Raw genomic sequence first — 20,007 nt, forward strand, 5'->3', positions numbered from 1 at the left:
CCCATGAAATTCGTTGACGAGGCTTACATCGACGTGATCGCCGGCAACGGCGGCAACGGCTGCGTGAGCTTTCGGCGCGAGAAGTTCATCCCATTCGGCGGTCCGAACGGTGGCGATGGCGGGCGTGGCGGTAGCGTCTACGCGGTGGCCGACCGGAACCTCAACACCCTGATAGATTTCCGTTTCGCTCGGCGACACGAGGCCCGCCATGGTGAGCACGGCCGCGGTTCCGATCAGTTCGGCGCGGCCGCAGAAGATATCGTGATGCGCATGCCGGTGGGCACCATCATCAGCGATGCCGAGACCGGCGCGCCGGTCGCCGAATTGCTTGAGCCGGGCGAGCGCATCCTGATCGCCAAGGGCGGCGACGGCGGCTTCGGCAACCTTCACTACAAGACCAGCACCAACCGCGCACCCCGCCAGAAGACACCGGGCTGGCCCGGCGAGCAGAAGAAGCTCAAGCTGGAACTGCGCGTGCTCGCCGACGTGGGCCTGCTGGGCATGCCGAACGCCGGCAAGTCCACGCTGATCAGCGCGATCTCGAACGCCCGGCCGAAGATTGCCGACTATCCCTTCACGACGCTGCATCCCAACCTTGGCGTGGTGCGCGTCGGACCGGAGCAGAGCTTCGTCGTTGCCGACGTGCCCGGGTTGATCGAGGGAGCGGCCGAGGGCGCCGGGCTGGGCCACCGCTTCCTGCGTCACCTGCAGCGCACCCGGCTGCTGCTTCACATGATCGACATGGCGCCGTTCGACGACACCGATCCGGTCGCACAGGCGAAGGCGATCGTCGCCGAGTTGAAGAAGTACGACCCGGCGCTGTACGACAAGCCGCGCTGGCTGGTACTCAACAAGCTCGACGTCGTGCCGGCCGAGGAGCGTGCCGCGCGCGTGAAGGATTTCGTCAAGCGCTTCAAGTGGAAGGGGCCGGTCTTCGAGATCTCGGCGCTGACGCGCGAGGGCTGCGAGACGCTGGTGCAGGCGATCTACCAGCACGTGGCCAGCTATCAGACCCACTATGTCGATCCCGACGTGCGCTTCGCCGAGCCCGAGGCCGACGAGAGCGATGACGAGCCCCGCTTTGCACCGCAGGCGGATGACCCGCGCTTCCGTTGAAGCGCGCCTGTTTCGGACCGAGAGAGTAGAGGCCGCATGTCCGAAGTGCTGCGTGGAGCGAGGCGCATCGTCGTCAAGGTCGGATCCAGCCTCGTGACCAACGAGGGGCGCGGTGTCGATGCCGCCGCGATCGGCAACTGGTGCCGCCAGCTCGCGTCGCTGGCGGGTCAGGGGCGCGAGGTGCTGATGGTGTCCAGCGGCGCGATCGCCGAAGGCATGAAGCGCTTGGGCTGGAACGCGCGACCGAAGGAGATTCATGAGTTGCAGGCCGCTGCCGCCGTCGGACAGATGGGGCTGGCGCAGATGTACGAGAGCAAGCTTTCGGAGCATGGCATCGGCAGCGCGCAGGTGCTGTTGACGCACGCCGACCTCGCGGACCGCGAGCGCTACCTGAACGCACGCTCGACCCTGCTCACCCTGTTGTCACTGAAGGTGATCCCGGTCATCAACGAGAACGACACGGTCGTCAACGACGAGATCAAGTTCGGCGACAACGACACGCTGGGCGCACTGGTCGCCAACCTCGTCGACGCTGATGCGCTGGTGATCCTGACCGATCAGCCTGGCCTGTATTCCGCCGATCCGCGCAAGGACCCGCAGGCCCGGTTCATCGGTGAGGCTGTCGCCGGAACGCCGGAACTCGAGCGGATGGCAGGTGGTGCGGGCTCCAGCCTCGGGCGTGGCGGCATGATCACCAAGGTGCTGGCCGCCAAGCGTGCCTCCAGCAGCGGGGCCTCGACCGTTATCGCCTGGGGTCGTGAACCCGACGTGCTGCTGCGACTCGCTGACGGTGAGGCGATCGGCACGCTGCTGGTCGCTCGCACTGCCAAGCTCGCGGCGCGCAAGCAGTGGATGGCCGACCATCTGCAGATGCGCGGCACGGTCGTCATCGACGACGGCGCCGTCGCCAAGCTGCGCGACGAAGGCAAGAGTCTGCTGCCGATCGGCGTGGTCGAGGTGCAGGGCGAGTTCGTGCGAGGTGACGTGATCGCGGTGCGGAGCCAGGTCGGTATCGAAATCGCGCGGGGCCTGGCCAACTACGCGAGCAGCGAGGCGCGGCTGATCGCGCGCAAGCCGTCGTCGCAGATCGAGAGTCTGCTGGGCTACAGCAACGAGCCCGAGATGATCCACCGCACGAATCTCGTGCTGGCCTGACGAGAACTCTTGCGTCTGCGCTCTGGCTGTCCCCGAATCCCCCGCATCCGGTGCTCCCGACGCGGTGCGGAGCACCCCGCGTGACGACGGAGCGCGAACCCCGCGCCGCGCGCATCGATGCGCCGGCGGCCCTGGCGCTGGTCTGCTGCTGCGCGCTTTGGGGATTGAACCAAGTCGCCATCAAGGCCGCGCTGCCCGAGGTCGGGTCGCTGATCCAGTTGTCCGTTCGCAGCGTGGTCGCCCTGGTGCTGGTCCTGGCCTGGATGCGCTGGCGCCGCATTCCCTGGCACTGGCGTGACGGCACGCTGTGGCCCGGCCTGCTCGCGGGCCTGCTGTTCGCCATCGAATTCGGGTGCATCTTCGTCGGCTTGCAGTACACGACGGCCGCCCGGTCAGTCGTGTTCATCAACACCTCGCCGTTCGTCGTTGCCCTGGTGCTCGCGTGGCTGGTGCCGGCCGAGCGGCTGCGGCCCCTGCAGGCGCTCGGCCTGGCCATCGCCTTCGGTGGGGTCGCTTTCGCGTTTGCCGAGCCTGCGCCTCGGGCGGACGGTTGGCCATGGCTGGGCGATGCGCTGATCCTCGTTGCGGCGGCGTTGTGGGGGTTGACCACTGTGATCATCCGCTTCAGTTCGCTGCGCCATGCTGCGCCCGAGAAGACGCTGGCCTACCAACTGCTTGTTTCGGCGCTGCTGTCGCCGGCGGCTGCCTGGGTGAGCGGCGCGCCCTGGCCGGCCGCCTGGAGCGCGCTGGCCATCGGCTCGCTGTTCTATCAGGCGGTGATCGTCACCTTCGCCAGTTATCTGCTGTGGTTCGGGTTGCTCACGCGTTATCCGGCGACCAAGGTGCAGGCTTTCGTGTTCCTCACGCCGGTGTTCGGCGCGGCCTTCGCCGCCGGCCTGCTGGAGGAGCCGGTGGGCGTCGAGTTGCTGGTGGCGCTCGTGGCGGTGGCTGTGGGGCTGAGCCTGCTCAACCGCCGGCACCGCTGACGCCGACGCAGGGCCTCAGCGCGGACCTTCGGGCGTCGTCTCACCGTCGGCGGCTTCCATGGGCGCCTCGCCGTTGGAGCGCTCTTCGTCCTCCCGCCGGTGCGCCCGCATGCCCGAGCGCAGGTAGCGGTTGTGGTGGTTGGCGCGTGGCAGGAAGCGCGCCAGTTCGGTCAGCGCCATCTGGTAGACGTCTCGCTTGAAGTCGATCACCACCTCGAGCGGTACCCAGTACTCGTTCCAGCGCCACGCGTCGAACTCCGGGTGGTCGCAGGCACGCAGGTTCATGTCGTTGTCGCGGCCAGTCAGCTGCAACAAGAACCAGATCTGCTTCTGGCCGCGGTAGTGGCCCCGGGCCTCGCGGCGGATGTAATGGTCGGGCACCTCATAGCGCAGCCAATCACGCGTGCGCGCCAGGATGCGCACATGCTCGGGCTGCAAGCCCACTTCTTCGTGCAGCTCACGGTACATCGCCTGCTCGGGCGTCTCACCGTACTTGATGCCGCCTTGCGGAAACTGCCAGGAGTGGGTGCGTATGCGTTTGCCCCAGAACACCTGGTTCCGCTGGTTGAGCAGAACGATGCCGACGTTGGGCCTGAAGCCTTCACGGTCGAGCATAATGAAACCTCGAATTCAGTCTTGAATTCATTATTGCACCGGGCTTCCGCGATGCAAGCCCGCTCCGCCCCAGGTTGCGGGGTCGGCCTGGCGGCATCGCTCCCAGCTCATCACGCAGCCTCCCTCTCGCATGCCCCGGCCGACGCCATGAAAGCCTCCCAGTTCTTCGTCTCCACCTTGAAAGAAGCACCGGCCGACGCCGAGATCACGAGCCACAAGCTGATGATGCGCGCCGGCATGATCAAGCGGCTCGGAGCCGGCATCTACAGCTACATGCCGATGGGGCTGCGCGTGATCCGCAAGGTCGAGGCGATCATCCGCGAGGAAATGAACCGGGCGGGCGCCGTCGAACTGCTGATGCCCGTGGTGCAGCCGGCCGAGCTGTGGCAGGAGACCGGTCGCTTCGAGAAGATGGGGCCCGAGCTGATGCGCGTGAAGGACCGCCACGACCGCGACTTCATCATCCAGCCGACCAGCGAGGAGGTCGTCACCGACATCGCGCGGCAGGAACTGCGCAGCTACCGTCAGCTGCCGAAGAATTTCTATCACATCCAGACCAAGTTCCGTGACGAGCGACGGCCGCGCTTCGGCGTGATGCGCGGGCGCGAGTTCACCATGAAGGATGCCTACTCCTTCGACCGTGATGAAGCGGCTGCCGGCAGGAGCTACGACGCGATGTACGCTGCCTACGGACGCATCTTCGACCGTTTCGGCCTCAGCTACCGTGCGGTGGCGGCCGACACCGGCGCGATCGGTGGCGACCGCTCGCACGAGTTCCAGGTCATCGCCGAGACGGGTGAGGATGCGATCGTCTACTGCCCGACCAGCGATTACGCGGCCAACATCGAGCTGGCCGAGTGTCTGCCGCTCGCCGCGCAACGGCCGGTGCCGATTCAGCCGCTGACCAAGACGCCGACGCCCGGCAAGGCGACCTGCGCCGATGTGGCGGCCCTGCTGAATCTGCCGCTGACGCAGACAGTGAAATCGCTGGTGCTGGCGACTGACGATCGCAATGACGGCGGCGACATCGTCAAGACCACCGTCTGGCTGCTGCTGGTGCGGGGCGATCATGAGCTCAATGAGGTCAAGGCCGGCAAGCTGCCAGGCCTGAAGGCGGGCTTTCGCTTCGCGACCGTCGGTGAGATCGATGCGCACTTCGGCTGCAAGCCGGGCTACCTGGGACCGATCGGCCTGAAGCAGCCGGTGCGTGTGATCGCCGACCGGACGGTGGCGCACATGGGCGACTTCGTCTGCGGCGCCAACGACGCCGACTTCCACTACACCGGCGTCAACTGGGGCCGCGACCTGCCCGAGCCCGACCTCGTGGCCGACATCCGCAATGCCGTCGTGGGCGACCCTTCGCCGGACGGCAAGGGCGTGCTGGCGATCCAGCGTGGTATCGAGGTCGGCCACGTGTTCTACCTCGGCACCAAGTACAGCGCCGCGATGAACGCCACCTACCTCGATGAGACCGGTAAGCCGCGGCTGATGGAGATGGGCTGCTACGGCATCGGCGTCACGCGCATCCTCGGCGCGGCGATCGAGCAGCGCCACGACGCGCGAGGCATCGTGTGGCCGACCGCGATCGCGCCCTTCGAGGTGGTCATCTGCCCGATCGGTTACGACCGTTCGGCCGAGGTCAGGCAGGCCGCCGACACTCTGCACGACGAACTGCAGGCACTCGGCATGGACTTGATGCTCGACGACCGCGGTGAGCGTCCCGGTGCCATGTTCGCCGATTGGGAACTGATCGGCATTCCGCAGCGCGTGGTGATCTCGGACCGCGGGCTGAAGGAGGGGCAGGTCGAGTTGCAGGGCCGGCAGGAGGCCGAGGCCGGCAAGCTGGCAGTCGCCGAGGTGGTCGCGCAGTTGCGTGCGCGCTTGCGCGACTGATGCAGGGCACCCGCCGGCTCGTCCTGTTCGCTGGCCTGGGCCTCGCCGCAGGCCTGTCGCCCGCGCCGGCCCGTGCCGGATCGCAGATCGAGGAGCCTCTGGCCGATGCGGTGCGCACCGCGCTGTCCGCGGCGGTCTCTCGCGGGGCACCGCCGCGCCCGAGCTTCGCCAGCACCGAGGAACGGCTCGCCTACCTGCGTTGGCTTGGTGCGATGAGCCAGCGTTTGCAGAAGCGCAAGGCCGAACACCTCACGCGCGTCGAGTTCCTCGAAACCCTCTGGTATGAAAGCCGCCGCGCCGGACTCGATCCGGGGCTGGTGCTGGGGTTGGTGGAAGTCGAGAGTGGCTTTCGCAAGTACGCGGTGTCGGTGGCCGGCGCGCGCGGTTACATGCAGGTGATGCCGTTCTGGATGCGAACCATCGGCGATGGCGACGTCGGCCGTCTGTTCCATCTGCAGACCAACTTGCGCTTCGGCTGCGTGATCCTGCGGCATTACCTCGACCGCGAGCGCGGTGACCTGTACCTCGCGCTGGGCCGCTACAACGGCAGTCGCGGCCGCCCCGAGTATCCGAACGCCGTGTTCGCCGCGCGCAAGCGGTGGGAATACAAGCCCGGCTGAGCGGCTCCGAACCTCAGAGACCCGACCACGCCCTGGGCGTCGCGGCGTCGAGCCCCAGCAGGCCGAGCACTCGTTCCACCGTGTCGTCGACCAGCTCGTCGATGCTCGCTGGCCGGTGGTAGAAGGCCGGCAACGGTGGGAACACAATGCCGCCCATCTCGGTCACCGCGGTCATGTTGCGCAGATGTGCCAGGTTGAACGGTGTTTCGCGCACCAGCAGCAGCAGCCGGCGTCGCTCCTTCAGCGTCACGTCGGCAGCGCGCGTCAGCAGGTTGTCGCCGAAGCCATGCGCAATGGCGGCCAGCGACTTCATCGAACACGGCGCGATGACCATGGCCGCGGTCGCGAAGCTGCCGCTGGCGATGCAGGCGCCAATGTCACCGGGCGCATGCGCGTGATCGGCCAGCGCTTCCAGCGCCTGCCGGTCCAGGCCGAGTTCGTGATGCACGTTCAGCACGCCGGCCGGCGTCACGACGAGGTGCGTCTCGGCGCCCAGCGCGCGAGCGCGTGCCAACAAGCGTGTGCCGTAGACCGCGCCGGTCGCTCCGGTGATGCCGACCACGAGGCGTCGGGTCATGTGCTGTACCTTCAGGTGAAGGGTCGTCCTGCGAGGCAGGACGACGGCGGCCAGGACGGTGGCCGTGCGGAGCGGGGCCTCAGGCCTGGGTGCTCAACAGCGGCTGCAGTTCACCGGACTGGTACATCTCGGCCATGATGTCCGAGCCACCGACGAACTCGCCGTTCACATACAACTGCGGGATAGTGGGCCAGTTGGCGTAGTCCTTGATGCCCTGGCGGATGCCGTCGTCCTCGAGCACGTTCACCGTGGCCAGGTCGGTGACGCCGCAGGCCTTCAGGATCTGCACGGCGCGGCCCGAGAAGCCGCACATCGGAAACTGCGCGCTGCCCTTCATGAACAGCACCACGCGGTGGGACTTGACCAACTGGTCGATGCGCTGCTGGACGTCGGAGGAGGTGGTCTGGGTCATGATGGCTCGCGGCAAGAATTCGGAAACAGCCGCGGTTATACGGCAAAGCGGGCCGCTGTCGGCCGCCGCCGCGGCAAATCCCCACCCGGGTCAGAACGAGTATGAGGCGCCGAGTTGCAGCAACGGACTCAGTTGCAGATCGCGCAGGCTGTCGCTCAGGCCCTGTTGGCCGAAGCGCACGGCCGAGCGCGGTTGCAGCGCCACCAGACCGACGTCGGCGCTGAAGCCCCAGCCGCCACCGGTGGCGCGCAAGGACTGCAGCCCGGTGTAACCCACGCCCACATAAGGCACCGAACTGTTGCCCTCCTCCGTGCCCAGCCCTGGGTTCGCGAGGCTGAAGTTGCGTCGCACCGCGCTGAAGCTGCCGCTCAATGCCGTCAGGCCTGACGGCAGCGAGGACCATGCTGCGCTACGCGGTCCGTAGATCAGCCCGCCGGTGGCTCGCAGCCCACCGCTGTAGCCTGCGCCGGCGATGCCTTGCTGAAAAAAGTAATAGTCGCCGAACAGGCTCAGACTCTGTTGCGGACGTTCCCCGCCGTAGGCGGTGATGGTGTCCAGCCCCGGGTCGTAGCGCCCGCCGGCCAAGGCCGCTGGGCTGCCGCTGATGAGTCCGAGCCGGCCTTGCCAACGAGGCCAGATACTGTCGCTGCCGCGCAGGCCGAGGCCACCGGCGTGGGGGGAGGACGTGATGGGTTCGCCGCTCCAGGCGGGCGTGACGCCCGCCGCCATCGCGAAGACCAGGGGCAGTGTCGGGCGGAACAAGGTGCGGCACACAGGCATGGCGAGCTCCTCGGGCAGACCGGGAAAGCGCCGGGCATTGCATCCGGGCCTTCCGAAAATCGATCCTACGCCGCTGCGACGGCTTGTGGGATCGGGGTCGTCGGATCGCAACAGGCACGCGCGTGGCGGTGCGATCTTTCGCACGGTCCGCGCACCGGGGCCGGGGCCCTCCCAGGTTCAGTCGCGGCAGCGACCGCCCGAGCAGCGTGGCTGGCCGCCCAGGTCATGCCGGGTGGCGATGTGCTCGAAGCCCGCCACGCCGAGCAAAGCCTGGACCGCCTCGGCTTGGTCATAGCCGTGCTCGATCAGCAGCCAGCCGCCCGCTGTCAGGAAGCTCGCGGCGCTCGCAACGATGTGACGGATCGCTGCCAAGCCGTCAGGTCCGGAGGTGAGCGCACGCTGCGGTTCATGTGTCAGGGCATCGAGGTGGCAGTCGCCATCGGCGATGTAGGGCGGATTGCTGACGATCAGCGCGAATCGGCGGCCTTCGAGGGCCGAGAACCAGTCGCTGAGCCGCCATTCGACCGCCAAGCCAAGTCTGCCGCCGTTCCGCTCGGCGACCGCGAGGGCGTCCGAGCTGGCGTCCACGGCGGTCACACGGCACGTGGGGCGTCGCGCGGCCAGCGCCAGCGCGATCGCGCCGCTTCCCGTGCCAAGGTCGGCCACGGCAGTCTCGACATTGCAGGGCAGCAGCTCGAGCGCCCATTCCACCAGGGTCTCGGTATCGGCGCGGGGGATCAGGACATCGGGCGTCACCTCCAGCCTCAGGCCGAAGAACTCCTTCTCGCCCAGCACATAGGCCAAGGGTTCGCCGGCAGCGCGGCGCGCCAGCAAGGCGTCGTAGTGACGGGCTGCCTGGGGATCGAGAGCCTCGTCCGCGTGCGCCAGCAGCCAGCTGCGGGGGCGTGCGAGAACCGCGCTGAGCAGGCACTGCGCGTCGAGCCGGTCGATGCCGCGCTCGCGGGCCGCCAGCAGCGCGGCGGCGACGCTGTCGGGGGGCGGCACTGGGCAGCTCATCCTCAGCCGATTTCCAGCTCGGCCAGCAACTCGGCCTCGCGCGCCGCTACCAGCGCCTTCACGACCGGGTCGAGGTCACCGTCCATGATTGCGCCGAGCTGGTAGAGCGTGAGGTTGATGCGGTGGTCGGTGAGTCGCCCTTGCGGGAAGTTGTAGGTGCGGATGCGGTCACTGCGGTCGCCGCTGCCGATCAGGCTCTTGCGTGTGGCTGCTTCCCTGGCTTGCCGCTCCAGCCGGTCCTTGTCGCGCAGGCGGGCTGCGAGCACCGCCATGGCCTTGGCCTTGTTGCGGTGTTGCGAGCGGTCGTCCTGGCATTCGGCCACCAGCCCGGTCGGAAGGTGGGTGATGCGCACGGCCGAGTCGGTCTTGTTGACGTGCTGCCCGCCGGCCCCGCTGGCGCGGTAGGTGTCGATGCGCAGGTCGGCCGGATTCAGCGTCACCTCCTGCGCTTCGTCGGGCTCGGCCAGCACGGCGACGGTGCAGGCGCTGGTGTGGATGCGGCCCTGCGTCTCGGTAGCGGGCACGCGCTGCACGCGGTGGCCGCCGGATTCGTATTTCAGGTGACCGAACACCGCGTCGCCCTCGATGCGCGCCACGACCTCCTTGTAGCCGCCCAGCTCGCTGTCGCTCGCCGACAGCAGCTCGACGCGCCAGCCCTTGCGCTCGGCGTAGCGGGTGTACATCCGCAGCAGGTCGCCGGCGAACAGGGCCGATTCATCGCCGCCGGTGCCGGCGCGGATCTCCAGGAACACCGAGCGCGCATCGTCCGGGTCTCGCGGCAACAGCAGGCGCTGCAGCTCGGTGGCCAGGCGATCGAGCTCGGCCTGCGCGCTCGCGGCTTCCTCCGCGGCCATGGCGGCCAGCTCCGGGTCCGAGGCCATTTCCGCGGCGGCCGCCAGGTCGCGCTCACGCTGGGCGTGGCGGCGCTGGCGCTCGACGATGCCCGACACCTCGACGTGTTCGCGGCTCAGAGCCCGGAAGCCGCCGGCGTCCCGCATCACCGCGGGATCGGCGAGCAGCGAATCGAGCTCGGCGAGACGGCGGACGTAGCGGTCGAGTTGCAGGCGCAGGGCGGGTTTCATCGGTGGGCAGGGGAGCGCCAGACCGGCAGCCGCTGCGGCTCCCGGTAGCCGGCAACGGCCGGCGGGCTACACCCCGTCGAGATGATCGTCTTCGCGGGGCCCGCTGGGCCGCACCGCGTCGGGCGGGATCGCCCCGCGCAGGAACAGGCGCGACACTGTGGTGGCGAGCTGAGCACGCTGGGCCGGGTCCGAGGCGTGCAGTTCGGCCAGCGTGCCGTGCAGCATCTTCTGCGTGAGCCCGCGTGACAGCGCGTCGAGCACGGCGTCGACGCTTTCGCCGCGGGCCAGCAGCTTGCGCGCGCGCACCAGTTCGTTCTCGCGCCAGCTGTCGGCCTGGGCGTTCAGCGCCTGGATCAGCGGCACCGTGCCCCGCTGACCCAGCCAGTGCACGAAGCTCTGCACGCCGGTCTCGATGATGGCCTCGGCCTGCGCCACGGCAGCCAGACGCTTCTCGCCGCCGCTCTGGACGATGGCCGACAGGTCATCGACGGTGTACAGGTAGACGTCGTCGAGCCGCGCCACCTCGGGCTCGATGTCTCGCGGCACGGCCAGGTCGACCATGAAGATCGGGCGGTGGCGTCGCACTTTCAGCGCGCGCTCGACCGCGCCCAGGCCGATCAGCGGCAGTGAGCTGGCGGTGCAGGAGACCACCGCGTCGAACTCGTGCAGCCGCTGCGGCAGATCCGACAGCCGGATCGATTCGGCACCGAAGCGCGAGGCCAGTCGCTCGCCGCGTTCCAACGTGCGATTGGCCACCGCCATGCGGGCCGGTGCCCGCGCGGAGAAATGCGTGGCGGCCAACTCGATCATCTCGCCGGCGCCGACGAACAGCACGCGGATCTCGCGCAGATCCTCGAACAACTGCGCGGCCAGGCGCACGGCCGCCGCCGCCATGCTGATGGAGTGGGTGCCGATCTCGGTGGCCGTCCGCACTTCCTTCGCCACCGCGAAGCTGCGCTGGAACAGCTGGTGCAAGGTGCTGCCCAGGGTGCCAGCGGCGTCGGCCTCGCGCACCGCCTGCTTCATCTGACCCAGGATCTGAGGTTCGCCCAGCACCATGGAGTCCAGTCCGCTGGCCACGCGGAAGGCGTGGCGGGCCGCCTCGCCCCCCTCCAGCATGTAGGCGTGGTGGCTCAGCGTGTCGGCGCCGACGCCGCCCACCCCGGCTAGCCACTCGAGCGCCGGGCGCACCAGTTGCGGCTCGGCGGCGCAATACAGCTCGGTGCGGTTGCAGGTCGAGAGGATGGCGGCCTCGGGCGTGCCGGGGCGCTGCCCTGTGGTCAGGCGTTCGCGAAAGCCTTGCAGCGTGGGAGCCAGTTGTTCGAGCGTGAACGCAAAACGACCGCGCAAATCCACAGGCGCGGTCGTGTGGTTCAGGCCCAGGGCAAACACTGACATGGCCTGATTATAAAATTGATGTCGACTTCAACGGCCGTACTTACCAGCAGTCCGAGCGCCATCGGCGCCTTCTGCAACGGCCAGCGGCCCCGGCTCTGATGCCATCCGCACACCCCATGACCGCGCTTGACGCCCTGACCCATCTGCTCAACTTCGTGCTGCCGGCCCTTCTCCTCGGGGGCTTGGCCGCGGGCCTGGCGAAGCTGGTGTGGTTCCGTGCACTGAAATCCGTGCCGTTGCGGCGGTTGGCCGGCTGGGCCAGCGCGGCTGCCACGGCGGCCCTGGTCGGCGGATTGCTGCTGACGGGCCGCGACGGCGCGATGCTGACCTACGGCGCCATGGTGTTGGCTTGTGCCGCGGCGCTGGGTTGGGCCGGCTGGGGCCGGCATTGAGGCGCAACCGATGACTTACTCGGTCAAGGAAGTCTTCTATACCCTTCAGGGAGAAGGCAGCCATGCCGGCCGCCCGGCGGTGTTCTGCCGCTTCGCCGGCTGCAACCTGTGGAGCGGGCGCGAGGCGGACCGGGCCGATGCGGTCTGTCGCTTCTGCGATACCGAATTCGTCGGTACCGACGGCACCGGCGGCGGCAAGTTCACCATCGCCGAATCGCTCGCATCGCATGTGGCGGCGCATTGGCCCGCGGGCGATGCGGGTCCCCGCTTCGTCGTGCTGACCGGTGGTGAACCCCTGCTGCAGGTCGATGCCCCGTTGATCGACGCGCTGCACGCACAGCGCTTCGAGATCGCGGTCGAGACCAACGGCAGCGTGCCGGCGCCGCCCGGCATCGACTGGCTCTGTGTCAGTCCGAAGGCCGGTGCGCCGCTGCTGCAGCGCTCGGGCCAGGAGCTGAAGGTGGTGGTGCCGCAGGGCGGCATCGATCTCGGTGAACTCGACGGACTCGATTTCGCGCAGCGCCGCGTGCAGCCGATGGACGGTCCCGATCTGGCCGCCAACACCGACTGGGCCGTGCGCTGGTGCCTGGCGCATCCACGCTGGCAGCTCAGCCTGCAAACCCACAAACTTCTCGGCATCCGCTGAACATATGAATCACTCCCGCTGCGGCTATGCCGCTTCCCCTCGAGGGGGAGCCGCTGGGGCGGCCCGGCAGAGCCGGTCCGCGGCGGCTGCTCGGACCCTGCCGCCTCGTGCGTCGCGGGTGGCGCGGAGCGCAATGGACCTCTGAGATGTTCGAACTGAGCCAGTCCTTCTATTTCGAGTCGGCGCACACGCTTCGCCGCCAGGTCGAGCGCAACGAGGCCGACGGCAGCCGGCGTGTCCACGGCCACACCTACACGGCCGAGGTCACCGTGCGTGGCGAGGCCGATCCGGCCACCGGCATGGTGGTGGACCTGGCGCTGCTGCGTTCCGCCATCGCCACGGTGCGTGAGCAGCTCGACCATCACTTTCTCGACGAGGTGCCCGGCCTGGGGCTGCCGACGCTGGAGAACCTGTGCCGCTTCATCCACGAGCGGCTGCTGACCACGGTGCCGGCGATCGCCAGCGTCAGCGTCGGGCGGCAGAGCAGTGGGGACCGCTGTACCTTCCGGCCGGTGCTCGCGGATCGCCGGCGATGACGCGCGGACCCGACACCCTGGCCGAGCGCAGCCGGCGCGCGGTCTGGCACCCCTGCACGCAGATGAAGCGCCACGAGCGCGAGCCGCTGCTGGCGATCGCGCGCGCGCAGGGACCGTGGCTGTTCGACCCCGACGGGCATCGCTACCTCGACGCTGTCAGTTCCTGGTGGGTCAACCTGTTCGGCCACGGCCACCCTCAGCTGCGGGACGCACTGGCCGAGCAGCTGGCGACGCTCGACCACGTGATGCTCGCTGGCCTGACGCACGAGCCGGTGGTCGAGCTCTCGGAGCGCCTCGCCGCGCTGACCGGCCTGGGCCACGCCTTCTATGCCAGCGACGGCGCCTCGGCCACCGAGATCGCACTGAAGATGAGCGCGCACAGCTGGCGCAACCGCGGCCGGCCGCAGAAGTGCGAGTTCGTCGGACTGGCCGGCGGCTATCACGGCGAGACCGTGGGGGCGCTGTCGGTCACCGACATCGCACTGTTCCGCGAAGCCTATGCGCCGCTGGTGCGCCTGAGTGCCGCGCTGCCGTCGCCTGACACGCGCCATGCCGCGCCGGGCGAGGACGCCGCAGCCCACGCCCGGCGCTGCGCGGCGTCGCTCGAGGCCTATCTGGATCAGCACCACGAGCGCACCGCGGCGCTGATCGTCGAGCCGCTGGTGCAATGCGCCGCCGGCTTCGGCATGCACGACCCCGAGTACCTGCGGCTGGCGCGCGCGCTGTGCGACCGCTACCAGGTGCACCTGATCTGCGACGAGATCGCGGTCGGCTTCGGCCGCACCGGCACGCTGTTCGCGCACCAGCAGGCCGGCATCCGGCCCGACTTCATCTGCCTGTCCAAGGGCCTGACCGGCGGCACGCTGCCGCTGTCGGCGGTGCTGACGACCGACGCGGTCTACGAGTCCTTCTACGATGACCTGGCGTCGCGCGGCTTCCTGCATTCGCACTCCTACACCGGTAATCCGCTGGCCTGCCGCGCGGCGTTGACCGTGCTCGATCTGTTCGAGCAGCCGATCGACGGCGAGCCGGTGCTGGCGCACAACCGCCGCACCGCCGCGCGACTGACCGCGCTGTGCGAGCCACTGAACGCCCACCCGCGCGTGCGCGCGGTGCGCCAGCTCGGCATGCTGTGGGCCTGGGACATCGACGACGACGGCGTGGTGGGTTTCTCCAGCGCCTACCACCTCGCGGCGCGTGAGCAGGGCCTGCTGCTGCGACCGATCGGCAACACGCTGTACTTCATGCCGCCCTATGTGCTGGACGACGGGGCGCTGGAGCAACTGGCCGGCGGTGCGCTGCGCGCGCTCGAGGTCGCGCTGGCATGACGGCACCGCGGACACCCGCCGCGCGCGGCTGGTTCGTGACCGGCACCGACACCGGGGTCGGCAAGACCCGCGCGAGCGTCGCGCTGCTGCGGGCGCTGCGCGCGCGACACGCGCGCTGTGTCGGCATGAAGCCGGTCGCGGCAGGCACCGAGCCGGCACCCGATGGCGGCGAGCGAGAGAACGAGGATGTGCTGGCGCTGCGTGCCGCGGGCACGGCACGCGTGGCCGCTGCGCTCGACAACCCGGTGCGTCTCCACGACGCGATGTCGCCGCACCTCGCCGCGCGGCGCGCCGGCCGAACGATCGAGATCGAACCGCTGGTCGCGGCCTACCGCGCGCTGGCCGCACAAGCCGATGCGGTGGTGGTCGAAGGCGCAGGAGGCTTTCTCGTGCCCTTGTCCGACACGCTGACCGGTGCCGACCTCGCCGCGGCGCTCGGCCTGCCGGTGATCCTCGTCGTCGGCCTGCGCCTGGGGTGCCTGAACCACGCGCTGTTGACGCGTGACGCGATCCGGCAACGCGGCCTGCCGCTGGCCGGCTGGATCGTCAGCCGGCTCGATCCCGCGATGCCGGAGCAGGACGCCAACGTCGACTACCTGCGCCGGCAGCTCGATGCACCCCTGTTGGCCGACTGGCCCTGGCAGCCCGATGCCGACCCGGGCACGCTGCTGTTGCAACTTCCCCCTGAGCCAGTTCTCGATGCCGCCTGACATCCACGACGTTTTCGGGTCGGCGCTCGCCGCGCTCGACACGCAGCAACTGCGCCGCCACCGCCGCGTGGTCTCGGCGCTCGACGGCGCGATGGTGCAGGCCGACACGCAGCCGCGCCTCGCCTTTGCCGGCAACGACTACCTCGGCCTGTCGCAGCACCCGGCACTGATCGAGGCCGCCCGGCAGGGCGCGGCGCGCTATGGCGTCGGTGCGACAGCCTCGCCGCTGATCTGCGGTCACAGCCCGGCGCACGAGGCGCTGGAGCAGGAGCTGGCGCGTTTCGTCGGTCTGCCGCGCGCGCTGTACTTCTACGCGGGCTATGCGGCCAATGCCGGTGCGATCCCGGCGCTGGTCGAGCGCGGCGATGCATTGATCTCCGATGCCCTGAACCACGCCTGCCTGATCGACGGCGCCCGCCTGTCGCGGGCCGACCTCACGGTCTACCCGCACAATGACCTGGCGGCGCTGGAGCGGGCGCTGGTCGCGGCGCGCGGCGCGCGCCGGCGGCTCGTCGTGGCCGACGCGGTGTTCAGCATGGACGGCGACCTGGCGCCGCTGCCGGAGATGCTCGCCCTGTGCGAGCGCCATGACGCCTGGCTCTACGTCGACGACGCCCACGGTTTCGGCGTGCTCGGTGAGGGCGGGCGCGGAAGCCTGTCGCACTGGCGCGTGCCGACCGACGCGATGTCGTCACGCTTGATCTACATGGCCACGCTGGGCAAGGCCGCCGGCGTTGCGGGGGCCTTCATCGCCGGCGCACCCGCCGTGATCGAGTGGCTGGTGCAGAAGGCACGCACCTTCTTCTTCGCCACCGGTGCGCCGCCCATGATCGCCGAGGCGCTGCGCGCCAGCCTGCAGGTCATCGAGTCGGAAGGCTGGCGGCGCGAAAGGCTGCTGCAGCTGCGCACGCGCCTGGCTTGCGGACTGGCCGCGCTGCCTTGGCCGGCGCCTGCTTCGCAAAGCGCCATCCAGCCGCTGCTGCTGGGCGACAACGGCACGGCGCTGCGGGTGATGGCCGCGCTCGATGCCCAGGGCATCTGGGTGCCGGCGATCCGCCCGCCCACGGTGCCGGACGGCACCGCGCGCCTGCGCATCTCGATGTCGGCCGCTCACACGCCGGATGACGTGGATCGTCTGTGCGCCGCGCTGCTCGCGGCCAGCGCCCGGCCCCCTGTCTGAGCTGCCCGTTTCGCGGGGGTGAGCCGCGCCGCTGCGCACGGCGCTTCGCACAATCAAGGCATCGCATCGCAGCACCGTGATGCAGAGAAGCCGGAGCGTGCGCCATGGTCCTGCCCGAGCGCCCACAGACTGCCGCCGAGGAGTTGGCCAACGCGGTCAGTCATGGCCTCGGGCTGCTGCTGGCGCTGGCGTCCTTGCCGGTGGTCGTGGAGTTCGCGGCGCGGCACGGCAGCCCGGTGAAGCTGGTCGGCGTCAGCGTGTTCTCGGCGACGATGATCCTGGTGTACTTCGCGTCCGCGCTGTATCACGCGCTGCCGCCGGGGCGGGCCAAGCGATGGTGCAACACGCTGGATCATGTGGCGATCTACCTCTTCATCGCAGGCAGCTACACACCGGTCGCGCTGGGCCGGCTGCCCGACGGGCCGGGCTGGACGCTGCTGGGTCTGGTGTGGGCGCTGGCCGTCATCGGCGCCTTGCTCAAGATCACCCGGCGGCTGGCGAATCCATTGCTGTCGACCGCGCTCTACGTGGCGATGGGCTGGCTCGCAGTGTTTGCCGCCGGCCCGGTGTTGCGCGACCTGCCGCTGGGCATGCTGGCCTGGCTGCTGGCGGGCGGCCTGGCCTACCTGGTGGGCGTCGTGTTCTTCGTGCTCGACTCGCGTCTGCGCTTCGGGCACTTCGTCTGGCACCTGTTCGTGCTGGCCGGCAGCACCTGCCACTTCTTTGCGGTGCTGGGGCCGGCCGTCTGAGCGGCCGCGCAGCAGCCGTCAGGCCGGCTGCGGGCTGCGCTCCCGCAGCAGCACCTCGCCGCGCAGCGAGTGCGGGTAGGCCTCGGTGATCGTCACGTCGATCAGCTGTCCGGTCAGGCGGGCCGGACCGGCGAAGTTGACGATGCGGTTGCACTCGGTGCGGCCCATCAACTCGTGGCCGGCATTGAGCTCAGGCCGGCGCGACGGCCCTTCGACGAGGATGCGCTGCACGGTGCCGACGCGGCTCTGGCCGATGCGCCGGCCGTTAGCCTCGATCGCTTCCTGCACCTGCTGCAAACGGGCCAGCTTGAGTTCGCGCGGCGCGTCGTCGTGCAGTGCCGCGGCCGGCGTGCCGGGGCGGGCGCTGTAGATGAAGCTGAAGCTGTGGTCGAAGCCCACGTCCTCGATCAACTTCATCGTGCGCGCGTGGTCGTCATCGGTCTCGCCGGGGAAGCCGACGATGAAGTCGGTCGACAGGCTGATGTCGGGCCGGATCGCGCGCAGCTTGCGGATCGAAGACTTGTACTCCAGCGACGTGTAGCCGCGCTTCATCGCGCTCAGGATGCGGTCGCTGCCGTGCTGCACCGGCAGGTGCAGGTGGTTCACGAGCTGCGGCACGCGGGCGTACACGTCGATCAGCCGCTGCGAGAACTCGTTCGGATGGCTGGTGGTGTAGCGGATGCGGGCGATGCCCGGGATCTCCGCCACGTACTCCAGCAGCAGCGCGAAGTCGGCGATCTCGGCCGTGTCGCCCATGCGGCCGCGGTAGCCGTTGACGTTCTGGCCCAGCAGCGTCACTTCCTTGACGCCCTGGTCGGCCAGGCTGGCCACTTCGGTGAGAACGTCGTCGAACGGCCGCGACACTTCCTCGCCGCGCGTGTAGGGCACGACGCAGTAGCTGCAGTACTTGGAGCAGCCTTCCATGATCGAGACGAAGGCGGTCGCGCCGTCGACGCGCGCCGGCGGCAGATGGTCGAACTTCTCGATCTCGGGGAAGCTGATGTCGACCTGCGGGCGCTGCTGCGCATCGCGACGAGCCAGCATTTCCGGCAGGCGGTGCAGCGTCTGCGGACCGAACACCACGTCGACGTAAGGCGCACGCTCGATCAGTGCCGCGCCTTCCTGGCTGGCAACGCAGCCGCCCACGCCGATCTTCACGCCCCTGGCCTTCAGGTGTTTCACGCGCCCCAGGTCGCTGAACACCTTCTCCTGTGCCTTCTCGCGCACGGAGCAGGTGTTGAAGAGGATCAGGTCGGCCTGCTCCACGTCGGTCGTGGGCTCATAGCCCTCGGCCGCGCGCAGCACGTCGGCCATCTTGTCCGAGTCGTACTCGTTCATCTGGCAACCGAAGGTCTTGATGAAGACCTTCTTGCCGGTGCCGGCGGCGCTCATGGCTTGGTCCAGGCCTGCGCGGCCGGGTCGAAGGACCAGCGCGCGGCCTCGTCGGCGGTCTTCGGCCAGAGGCCGGTTTTCTCTTCGGCGCGCAGCACCCATACGTCCTTGACCAGGCCCAGCGTGTCGACGGTGTAGTGCGCCATGAAACGCTGGCCGATCAGTGCCCCGGACACCTGCACGAGGTTGTTGGTGTCGCGCAGCCTGGCCCCGGGCGCGAGCCGAGCCGGCTTGCCGTTGAGCAGCACGTCGGGGGGATTCACCATCGCGATCTCACCGCGCAGCGCGTTGTAGGGGAAGTTGCGCTGCACCTGGGCAGACGCGGCGAACGGGGCACTCAGAGCGAGCACGAGCAGGGCACAGCGGTACATGGTGTGGATCCAGTGGCTGCAGAGGGGGAAGCTCGAAATTGTAGTGACCCGCAGAGCCTGTCGGACTTGTTCGAAAACGTACCGGCGGTGACTTTCGCGGATGCCAGATCCGTCACGAACGCTGGCAGGTTTCGGGAGGTTTGAACGACCCTGGCCGCATGCCGCCTCATGGCGCGGAAGTTGCCTTGCCCCTTCGATTCTCAAGTGCCGGAGCGCGGAATGTCATCGAACCCTGGTCGGATCCTGGCGTCGTGGATGCGCTTGCTGGCCTTGGTGGGGATGGGGGCGTCGCTGTCCGGCTGCGGCGCGCTGGCGATCACCGCACTCGGCGTCGGCGCCTCGGCCGGCGTCTCGCACACGGCGAGCGGCACGAGCTACCGCACGTTCACGGCCAGCGCCACGCAGGTGAAGGCGGCCTCGCTCGCGGCCCTGAGCAAGATGGGCGTCACCGTCGAAGGCATCGCCAAGACCGAGAGTGGTGAACTGATCAAGGGCAACTCTGCGGATCGCAGCATCGAGGTCGAACTCGAGGCGATGAGCAAGTCCACGACGCAGATGCGCGCTTCGGCGAAGCGCAACCTGTTCGTTCACGATGCCGCCACGGCGAAGGAGATCGTCGAGCAGACCGAGCGCGCCATGGCGGCGGCCGACAAGCGTGCCAAGGCCGCGACCACCAGCTACCTGGTCAGGGCTTCGGGCTCACTGTGATCCGGAGCATTTGCCCGGGACCTTGACGGCGGATGTCAGGAGGCCACGGCCTCGCGCAGCCGGATCGCCTGGTGACCGATGTCGAGCGCATGCCGCAGCGCCGCGGCCGGCGCCTCGAAGCGGTGGCCGCCGGAGACCCGGTCGCTGCTGAACACCACTTCGGGCGGTTGGTCAGCACCGCGCACGCGATGCACCTCGACCGCGGCCGTGTAGCCGCCGCGGGCGGCGTCCAGGGCGCCGGCGTAGATGCGGAAATCGCCGACCTCACGTTCTTGCAGGTTCATCCAGAGCTCCTTTTCGGCGGCGGTCGCCAAAGTTGAATCGAAGCATCGGTGATTCGCCGG

General features: G+C 69.1%; 23 protein-coding genes. 13 read left to right on the top strand and 10 right to left on the bottom strand.

Annotation, left to right across the window (positions count from 1 at the left end; all coding sequences use genetic code 11):
- Positions 1-3 precede the first annotated feature (3 nt).
- The 3 genes from cgtA (at position 4) to MPE_RS02590 (ending at position 3,257) form a co-directional block, all read left to right on the top strand.
- Complete coding sequence (gene cgtA, locus MPE_RS02580) at positions 4-1,116, top strand: Obg family GTPase CgtA (protein ID WP_011828113.1); 1,113 nt, start codon at positions 4-6, stop codon at positions 1,114-1,116.
- Between the two features lie 36 nt (positions 1,117-1,152).
- Entirely contained in the window at positions 1,153-2,271 is a 1,119-nt protein-coding gene (gene proB / locus MPE_RS02585; protein WP_011828114.1) for a glutamate 5-kinase, read from the top strand.
- Positions 2,272-2,351: 80 nt separating this feature from the next.
- Positions 2,352-3,257, top strand: a complete 906-nt coding sequence (locus MPE_RS02590) for a DMT family transporter (RefSeq protein ID WP_011828115.1) — start codon at positions 2,352-2,354, stop codon at positions 3,255-3,257.
- 15 nt (positions 3,258-3,272) lie between these two features.
- Here the strand turns inward: MPE_RS02590 and MPE_RS02595 are convergent, their stop codons facing one another.
- Positions 3,273-3,872: an RNA pyrophosphohydrolase gene (locus MPE_RS02595; protein WP_011828116.1), complete on the bottom strand. Its 600-nt coding sequence runs from the start codon at positions 3,870-3,872 to the stop codon at positions 3,273-3,275.
- 147 nt (positions 3,873-4,019) lie between these two features.
- Here MPE_RS02595 and MPE_RS02600 point away from each other — a divergent pair, with 147 nt between their 5' ends.
- Together MPE_RS02600 and MPE_RS02605 are read left to right on the top strand one after the other, a co-directional pair.
- On the top strand, positions 4,020-5,765 hold the full coding sequence (locus MPE_RS02600) for a proline--tRNA ligase (protein WP_011828117.1): 1,746 nt from the start codon (positions 4,020-4,022) through the stop codon (positions 5,763-5,765).
- Entirely contained in the window at positions 5,765-6,385 is a 621-nt protein-coding gene (locus tag MPE_RS02605) for a lytic transglycosylase domain-containing protein (protein WP_011828118.1), read from the top strand. The genes MPE_RS02600 and MPE_RS02605 overlap by 1 nt, the downstream gene beginning before the upstream one ends.
- A gap of 13 nt (positions 6,386-6,398) precedes the next feature.
- On the opposite strand, the gene MPE_RS02610 is transcribed toward MPE_RS02605, so the two are convergent.
- From MPE_RS02610 to hemA, 6 genes are all read right to left on the bottom strand, one after another.
- Positions 6,399-6,962, bottom strand: coding sequence for a UbiX family flavin prenyltransferase (locus MPE_RS02610; RefSeq protein WP_011828119.1), 564 nt, complete (start codon positions 6,960-6,962; stop codon positions 6,399-6,401).
- 79 nt (positions 6,963-7,041) lie between these two features.
- Positions 7,042-7,374, bottom strand: coding sequence for a Grx4 family monothiol glutaredoxin (grxD, locus tag MPE_RS02615; protein WP_011828120.1), 333 nt, complete (start codon positions 7,372-7,374; stop codon positions 7,042-7,044).
- A gap of 90 nt (positions 7,375-7,464) precedes the next feature.
- Entirely contained in the window at positions 7,465-8,154 is a 690-nt protein-coding gene (locus MPE_RS02620) for a hypothetical protein (RefSeq protein WP_011828121.1), read from the bottom strand.
- A 177-nt stretch (positions 8,155-8,331) separates the two neighbouring features.
- Entirely contained in the window at positions 8,332-9,171 is an 840-nt protein-coding gene (gene prmC / locus MPE_RS02625; protein ID WP_041929502.1) for a peptide chain release factor N(5)-glutamine methyltransferase, read from the bottom strand.
- A gap of 2 nt (positions 9,172-9,173) precedes the next feature.
- A complete protein-coding gene (prfA, locus tag MPE_RS02630) occupies positions 9,174-10,253 on the bottom strand; it encodes a peptide chain release factor 1 (RefSeq protein ID WP_011828123.1) in 1,080 nt (359 codons plus the stop codon).
- Between the two features lie 66 nt (positions 10,254-10,319).
- Positions 10,320-11,651 (bottom strand): glutamyl-tRNA reductase, encoded by a 1,332-nt coding sequence (hemA, locus tag MPE_RS02635; protein ID WP_011828124.1) that lies wholly within the window; start codon positions 11,649-11,651, stop codon positions 10,320-10,322.
- A 116-nt stretch (positions 11,652-11,767) separates the two neighbouring features.
- On the opposite strand from hemA, the gene MPE_RS02640 reads away from it, so the two are divergent.
- The 7 genes from MPE_RS02640 (at position 11,768) to trhA (ending at position 17,192) form a co-directional block, all read left to right on the top strand.
- On the top strand, positions 11,768-12,043 hold the full coding sequence (locus MPE_RS02640) for a hypothetical protein (RefSeq protein ID WP_036229630.1): 276 nt from the start codon (positions 11,768-11,770) through the stop codon (positions 12,041-12,043).
- 10 nt (positions 12,044-12,053) lie between these two features.
- The gene (queE, locus tag MPE_RS02645; protein ID WP_011828126.1) at positions 12,054-12,689 is read left to right on the top strand and encodes a 7-carboxy-7-deazaguanine synthase; all 636 of its coding nucleotides are present in this window, start codon (positions 12,054-12,056) and stop codon (positions 12,687-12,689) included.
- Between the two features lie 146 nt (positions 12,690-12,835).
- Positions 12,836-13,225 carry a 6-pyruvoyl trahydropterin synthase family protein gene (locus tag MPE_RS02650; RefSeq protein WP_011828127.1) on the top strand — a complete coding sequence of 130 codons (390 nt, stop codon included), beginning with the start codon at positions 12,836-12,838 and terminating at the stop codon, positions 13,223-13,225.
- On the top strand, positions 13,222-14,553 hold the full coding sequence (bioA, locus tag MPE_RS02655; protein WP_011828128.1) for an adenosylmethionine--8-amino-7-oxononanoate transaminase: 1,332 nt from the start codon (positions 13,222-13,224) through the stop codon (positions 14,551-14,553). Before MPE_RS02650 ends, bioA begins: the two co-directional genes overlap by 4 nt.
- Complete coding sequence (gene bioD, locus MPE_RS02660; RefSeq protein ID WP_011828129.1) at positions 14,550-15,263, top strand: dethiobiotin synthase; 714 nt, start codon at positions 14,550-14,552, stop codon at positions 15,261-15,263. Before bioA ends, bioD begins: the two co-directional genes overlap by 4 nt.
- Positions 15,253-16,443, top strand: coding sequence for an 8-amino-7-oxononanoate synthase (gene bioF, locus MPE_RS02665; protein ID WP_011828130.1), 1,191 nt, complete (start codon positions 15,253-15,255; stop codon positions 16,441-16,443). The genes bioD and bioF overlap by 11 nt, the downstream gene beginning before the upstream one ends.
- A 104-nt stretch (positions 16,444-16,547) precedes the next feature.
- A complete protein-coding gene (gene trhA / locus MPE_RS02670; protein WP_011828131.1) occupies positions 16,548-17,192 on the top strand; it encodes a PAQR family membrane homeostasis protein TrhA in 645 nt (214 codons plus the stop codon).
- 18 nt (positions 17,193-17,210) lie between these two features.
- On the opposite strand, the gene miaB is transcribed toward trhA, so the two are convergent.
- A complete protein-coding gene (gene miaB / locus MPE_RS02675) occupies positions 17,211-18,584 on the bottom strand; it encodes a tRNA (N6-isopentenyl adenosine(37)-C2)-methylthiotransferase MiaB (RefSeq protein ID WP_011828132.1) in 1,374 nt (457 codons plus the stop codon).
- Positions 18,581-18,955, bottom strand: a complete 375-nt coding sequence (locus MPE_RS02680; RefSeq protein WP_011828133.1) for a hypothetical protein — start codon at positions 18,953-18,955, stop codon at positions 18,581-18,583. The genes miaB and MPE_RS02680 overlap by 4 nt, the downstream gene beginning before the upstream one ends.
- 219 nt (positions 18,956-19,174) lie before the next feature.
- Here MPE_RS02680 and MPE_RS02685 point away from each other — a divergent pair, with 219 nt between their 5' ends.
- Positions 19,175-19,663 (top strand): DUF3568 family protein, encoded by a 489-nt coding sequence (locus MPE_RS02685; RefSeq protein ID WP_011828134.1) that lies wholly within the window; start codon positions 19,175-19,177, stop codon positions 19,661-19,663.
- 35 nt (positions 19,664-19,698) lie between these two features.
- Here MPE_RS02685 and MPE_RS02690 read toward each other — a convergent pair whose 3' ends face one another.
- On the bottom strand, positions 19,699-19,947 hold the full coding sequence (locus MPE_RS02690) for a hypothetical protein (protein WP_041929503.1): 249 nt from the start codon (positions 19,945-19,947) through the stop codon (positions 19,699-19,701).
- Positions 19,948-20,007 lie beyond the last annotated feature (60 nt).

Origin of the sequence: Methylibium petroleiphilum PM1, from assembly GCF_000015725.1 — a bacterium.
Lineage (GTDB): Bacteria > Pseudomonadota > Gammaproteobacteria > Burkholderiales > Burkholderiaceae_C > Methylibium > Methylibium petroleiphilum.

Bases quoted from the DNA above. Each gene is read 5' to 3' on its own strand.
- proB (WP_011828114.1), top strand. From the start codon at position 1,153: ATGTCCGAAGTGCTGCGTGGAGCGAGGCGCATCGTCGTCAAGGTCGGA.
- MPE_RS02650 (WP_011828127.1), top strand. From the start codon at position 12,836: ATGTTCGAACTGAGCCAGTCCTTCTATTTCGAGTCGGCGCACACGCTT.
- cgtA (WP_011828113.1), top strand. From the start codon at position 4: ATGAAATTCGTTGACGAGGCTTACATCGACGTGATCGCCGGCAACGGC.
- MPE_RS02610 (WP_011828119.1), bottom strand. From the start codon at position 6,962: ATGACCCGACGCCTCGTGGTCGGCATCACCGGAGCGACCGGCGCGGTC.
- prmC (WP_041929502.1), bottom strand. From the start codon at position 9,171: ATGAGCTGCCCAGTGCCGCCCCCCGACAGCGTCGCCGCCGCGCTGCTG.
- grxD (WP_011828120.1), bottom strand. From the start codon at position 7,374: ATGACCCAGACCACCTCCTCCGACGTCCAGCAGCGCATCGACCAGTTG.
- miaB (WP_011828132.1), bottom strand. From the start codon at position 18,584: ATGAGCGCCGCCGGCACCGGCAAGAAGGTCTTCATCAAGACCTTCGGT.
- bioF (WP_011828130.1), top strand. From the start codon at position 15,253: ATGCCGCCTGACATCCACGACGTTTTCGGGTCGGCGCTCGCCGCGCTC.
- hemA (WP_011828124.1), bottom strand. From the start codon at position 11,651: ATGTCAGTGTTTGCCCTGGGCCTGAACCACACGACCGCGCCTGTGGAT.
- bioA (WP_011828128.1), top strand. From the start codon at position 13,222: ATGACGCGCGGACCCGACACCCTGGCCGAGCGCAGCCGGCGCGCGGTC.
- trhA (WP_011828131.1), top strand. From the start codon at position 16,548: ATGGTCCTGCCCGAGCGCCCACAGACTGCCGCCGAGGAGTTGGCCAAC.
- prfA (WP_011828123.1), bottom strand. From the start codon at position 10,253: ATGAAACCCGCCCTGCGCCTGCAACTCGACCGCTACGTCCGCCGTCTC.
- bioD (WP_011828129.1), top strand. From the start codon at position 14,550: ATGACGGCACCGCGGACACCCGCCGCGCGCGGCTGGTTCGTGACCGGC.
- MPE_RS02600 (WP_011828117.1), top strand. From the start codon at position 4,020: ATGAAAGCCTCCCAGTTCTTCGTCTCCACCTTGAAAGAAGCACCGGCC.
- MPE_RS02620 (WP_011828121.1), bottom strand. From the start codon at position 8,154: ATGCCTGTGTGCCGCACCTTGTTCCGCCCGACACTGCCCCTGGTCTTC.
- queE (WP_011828126.1), top strand. From the start codon at position 12,054: ATGACTTACTCGGTCAAGGAAGTCTTCTATACCCTTCAGGGAGAAGGC.
- MPE_RS02640 (WP_036229630.1), top strand. From the start codon at position 11,768: ATGACCGCGCTTGACGCCCTGACCCATCTGCTCAACTTCGTGCTGCCG.
- MPE_RS02605 (WP_011828118.1), top strand. From the start codon at position 5,765: ATGCAGGGCACCCGCCGGCTCGTCCTGTTCGCTGGCCTGGGCCTCGCC.
- MPE_RS02680 (WP_011828133.1), bottom strand. From the start codon at position 18,955: ATGTACCGCTGTGCCCTGCTCGTGCTCGCTCTGAGTGCCCCGTTCGCC.
- MPE_RS02595 (WP_011828116.1), bottom strand. From the start codon at position 3,872: ATGCTCGACCGTGAAGGCTTCAGGCCCAACGTCGGCATCGTTCTGCTC.
- MPE_RS02690 (WP_041929503.1), bottom strand. From the start codon at position 19,947: ATGAACCTGCAAGAACGTGAGGTCGGCGATTTCCGCATCTACGCCGGC.
- MPE_RS02685 (WP_011828134.1), top strand. From the start codon at position 19,175: ATGTCATCGAACCCTGGTCGGATCCTGGCGTCGTGGATGCGCTTGCTG.